The organism is Actinomycetota bacterium (assembly GCA_018830725.1).
Classification (GTDB): Bacteria; Actinomycetota; Humimicrobiia; order JAHJRV01; family JAHJRV01; genus JAHJRV01.
The window spans coordinates 1-4,008 of sequence record JAHJRV010000149.1 but is presented as its reverse complement, the minus strand read 5'-3'; the positions used below and the strand labels follow the sequence as shown (position 1 = coordinate 4,008).

Here is a 4,008-nt window from a genome sequence, read left to right as displayed (position 1 = left end):
ATAAGAATATAAAAATAAAATGCGGGTATATAAAAATACCCGCATTTTTTTGAATAAAAATAAAAGTTTTACCAATTAAGTACAAAATGAATTAAATACTTGCCACTTAGATTTTTTACTATTATAATTCTTCTAATTTAAATAACAATTCAATATAGTTTTTTAAATATTAATATACTTTTTTTAATAGTAATCTTTTAATATATATTTTTTAAGAATTGGAAAAATTAGATAAACAGAAAGAGATATTAAGACTTGAAAATATAACCAAGGTATTTCCAGGAGTATTGGCAAATGATAGGATAAATTTAAATCTTCTGGAAGGTGAAATCCATGCCATTTTAGGTGAAAATGGTGCTGGAAAAACTACTTTAATGAATATCCTTTACGGTTTATATAAAGCTGATGAAGGAGACATTTATTTAGATGGTAATCCAATAGTAATTCATTCTCCAAAGGATGCAATTAATAAAGGTATTGGAATGGTTCATCAGCACTTCATGTTAATCCCACAATTAACAATAATGGAAAACATTGTATTGGGGAAAGAAACTGCTAAAGGCGGAATTTTAAATATGAATGCTGCAGAGAAAGTAGTTAAGCAATATTCTGAAAAATTCGGACTACATGTTAATCCTAAAGCAAAAATAATGGATACATCTGTGGGAATACAGCAAAGAGTAGAGATTCTAAAAGCATTATATCATGGTGCAAATATTCTTATTTTAGATGAACCAACTGCTGTTCTTACACCTCAGGAAGTCGTAGAGTTATTTAATGTGATTAAGTCATTAACTGCTAAAGGAATGTCAATATTTTTTATAACACATAAGTTAGAAGAAGTAGTTGCCATAAGTGATAGAGTAACTGTTGTAAGAGATGGCAGAGTAGTGGATACAAAAATTACTAAAGACACTAACAAGGTGGAGTTAGCCCGTATGATGGTGGGAAGAGATGTTGTTTTAACTGTAACTAAAGACGAGGTTGAAAAAGGAGATGTAGTTCTGGATATTAAGGATTTAAAAGCTTTGGATTACAGAAATCTTACAGTTATCAAGGGAGTAAATATCCAGGTGAGGGAAGGGGAAATAGTTGGAATAGCTGGAGTAGATGGGAATGGTCAAGCTGAGCTTGAAGAGGTTCTTTCTGGTTTAAGAAAAGCTCATAAGGGAAATATATATTTTAAAGATAAAGATATCACTCACATTTCAACGAGGGATAGAATAAGAATGGGAATATCACATATATCACAGGATAGACTTGGAAGAGGATTAATTGTTGATTTTTACATTACTGAAAATATGATACTGGGTGATCATGACCAGAAACCTTATGCCAATGGATTAATTCTAAATTCTACATCCATATTAAATGAGACAGAAAAATTGATTGGTGAGTTTGATATCAGAACACCTTCACCATTTTTACCTGTACAATATCTTTCTGGAGGAAATCAACAGAAATTGATAGTAGCAAGGGAATTTAACAGAGAACCTGATTTATTAATAGCAAATCAACCTACAAGGGGTCTTGATGTAGGATCTATAGAATTTGTTCATAATCAACTACTAAGATTTAGAAGAGAAAAAAAGGCTATTCTTTTAATTTCACTTGAACTTGAAGAGATAATGAGCTTAAGTGACAGGATACTAGTAATATATGAAGGAGAGATAATTAAAGAATTTAAATCCAGTGAAGCAACAAAAGAGTTAGTTGGTTACTATATGATGGGTGGTGAAAAGAAAAAAATAAATCATGAAGAAATGAGAGCATAAGTGAAAACAGATATAAGGGAAAAAGAAAAAAATATCATAGAGAGAAAAAATAAGAATAAGTTTAAAGATAATAAACTTAGTAAAAACTTATTGCCAATGCTTGTTCCTATAGGGATGATATTTTTTTCTTTTTTTGTTGGTGCAATAATAATGATTGTATTTGGTTACAATCCTATAAAAGCTTATATTTCCTTAATGCGAGGTGCATTTGTCGGAAATTTCAATATAACACAAACATTACTAAATTCCGTACCTCTTATATTTACAGGTTTAGCAGTTGCATTTGCTTTTAGATGTGGATTATTTAATATAGGTGCTGAAGGACAGCTTTATCTGGGAAGTTTAGCATCAACCTATTTAGCTACAACTATTGTTTTACCTGCTATTTTACATGTTCCTTTAATATTAATTGCAGGAGCATTAGCAGGTGGACTTTGGGCTTTTTTACCTGGAATCCTAAAAGCCAAAACAGGTTCACATGAAGTAATTACAACAATGATGATGTCATGGATCGGAGTATTTTTTTCAAGTTATGTAATAAGAAATATTTTAAAAGATCCAAGAACAACTCTTCCTGTTTCTAAAACTATCTATAAATCTGCTGAACTTATCAAAATTGATAAAATCTTTCCAATATCAGCACTAAAAGAAACAAGACTTCATATAGGTTTTTTTATTGCTATATTAACTGCTTTATTAATTTGGTATATTCTAAAAAAGACCACTATAGGTTATGAAGTTAGAGCGGTAGGTTTTAATCCGTATGCATCAGAATATGCAGGAATAAGCGTTGGTAAAAATACTATTTTAGCTTTATTTATCAGTGGAATGTTAGCTGGTTTAGCTGGAACTGTTGAGGTTGCTGGTCTTCACCATAAACTTTGGGACAGATATTCAGCTATGTATGGATTTACTGGAATTGCAGTAGCACTACTTGCAAAAAACAACCCAATTGGTGTTATTTTTGGAGCAATTCTTTTTGGTGCTATTCAGGCTGGTGGGAAAAGTATGCAACTTGATGCAAACGTTCCAGTTGATATGACTGATATATTAGAGGGAATAATAATTTTTGCAGTTGCTGCTGAAGAAATTATTAAGATGTTTATTAGAGCCCAGGAGAAAAGGAGGTTAGCAAAAATTGGAACAACTTAAAGAGATTATAACACCCGCACTTTTTACAGGAATGATAAGAATTGCAACACCGTTAGCTCTTGCAGCTATTGGGGGAACAATATGTGAACGTTCAGGTATAGTTAATATTGCACTTGAAGGTTTAATTCTCATTGGTGCATTCATTAGTGTAGTGGTTTCATATTTCACTGGAAGTGCCTGGTTAGGTGTATTAGGAGCAGTAATTATTAGTGCATTATTTGCCTTACTTCTTGCTTATTTTAGTATAAATCTAAGAGCAAATCAGGTGATTGTAGGAACTGCAATAAATATATTTGCTTTAGGGGTTACTGGTTTCTTAACAGATTTTATTTTTAAAGAAGCCGGTGCTACTCCCGGGGTCGCAGGCCTTAATCCAATAAAAATCCCAGTTCTATGTGACATACCCTGGATTGGAGAGATCTTTTTCCAACAAAAACCGATTATCTATTTAACCTTCTTAATTATTGCTCTTAGTCAATTTATTTTATTTAAAACAAAAATTGGACTTAGAATCAGAGCAGTTGGTGAACATCCGAGAGCAGCAGATACTGTTGGTATAAATGTTTCTAAAATAAGATATTTAGCAGTTATAATAAGTGGTGCATTAGGTGGGTTAGCAGGAGCTCAACTTGCATTAGAGGAGATTAGGAGATTTGTAGAATATATGAGTGGTGGAAGAGGATTTATTGCTCTTGCTGCTAATGTTTTTGGAAAGTGGACACCAATTGGAAGTTGGTTAGGTTCTTTACTTTTTGGCTTTGCTCAAGCTTTACAGCTTAGAATAGGGGTATTTAAGATTCCCCCAGAATTCACGAACATGATTCCTTATATATTAACTATTATTGTTTTAGCAGGAGCGATGGGAAGAGCAACCGCCCCAGTTTCATTAGGAAAACCGTATATTAAAGATTAAAAATGGGAATTTCTTATTGACAAATTTTAAAATAATAAAATAAAGTAAGAATAAAGTCATTTAAGCGGATAAAAATAATAATAGCAAATTTTTCAGAAAGAGGTAAAAATAGGGAGGCTTTAAATGAAAAGCCTCCCTATTTATTCTATGATGCATTTTTAATAATGT

The 4,008-nt window shown here is 31.7% G+C and carries 3 protein-coding genes; all 3 read left to right on the top strand.

All coding sequences use genetic code 11. The annotated features are described in order from the left end of the window. Positions 1 to 218 precede the first annotated feature (218 nt). The 3 genes from KKC53_06745 to KKC53_06735 all read left to right on the top strand — a co-directional run bounded on the left by KKC53_06745 (position 219) and on the right by KKC53_06735 (position 3,840). Positions 219 to 1,775 carry an ABC transporter ATP-binding protein gene (locus KKC53_06745; GenBank protein MBU2598844.1) on the top strand — a complete coding sequence of 519 codons (1,557 nt, stop codon included), beginning with the start codon at positions 219 to 221 and terminating at the stop codon, positions 1,773 to 1,775. A gap of 96 nt (positions 1,776 to 1,871) precedes the next feature. Continuing rightward, a complete protein-coding gene (locus tag KKC53_06740; GenBank protein MBU2598843.1) occupies positions 1,872 to 2,927 on the top strand; it encodes an ABC transporter permease in 1,056 nt (351 codons plus the stop codon). Between the two features lie 31 nt (positions 2,928 to 2,958). Then, on the top strand, positions 2,959 to 3,840 hold the full coding sequence (locus tag KKC53_06735) for an ABC transporter permease (protein ID MBU2598842.1): 882 nt from the start codon (positions 2,959 to 2,961) through the stop codon (positions 3,838 to 3,840). Positions 3,841 to 4,008: the final 168 nt, after the last annotated feature.

Coding starts and splice junctions, on each gene's coding strand:
- KKC53_06740 (MBU2598843.1), top strand. CDS start 1,872: ATGCTTGTTCCTATAGGGATGATATTTTTTTCTTTTTTTGTTGGTGCA.
- KKC53_06735 (MBU2598842.1), top strand. CDS start 2,959: ATGATAAGAATTGCAACACCGTTAGCTCTTGCAGCTATTGGGGGAACA.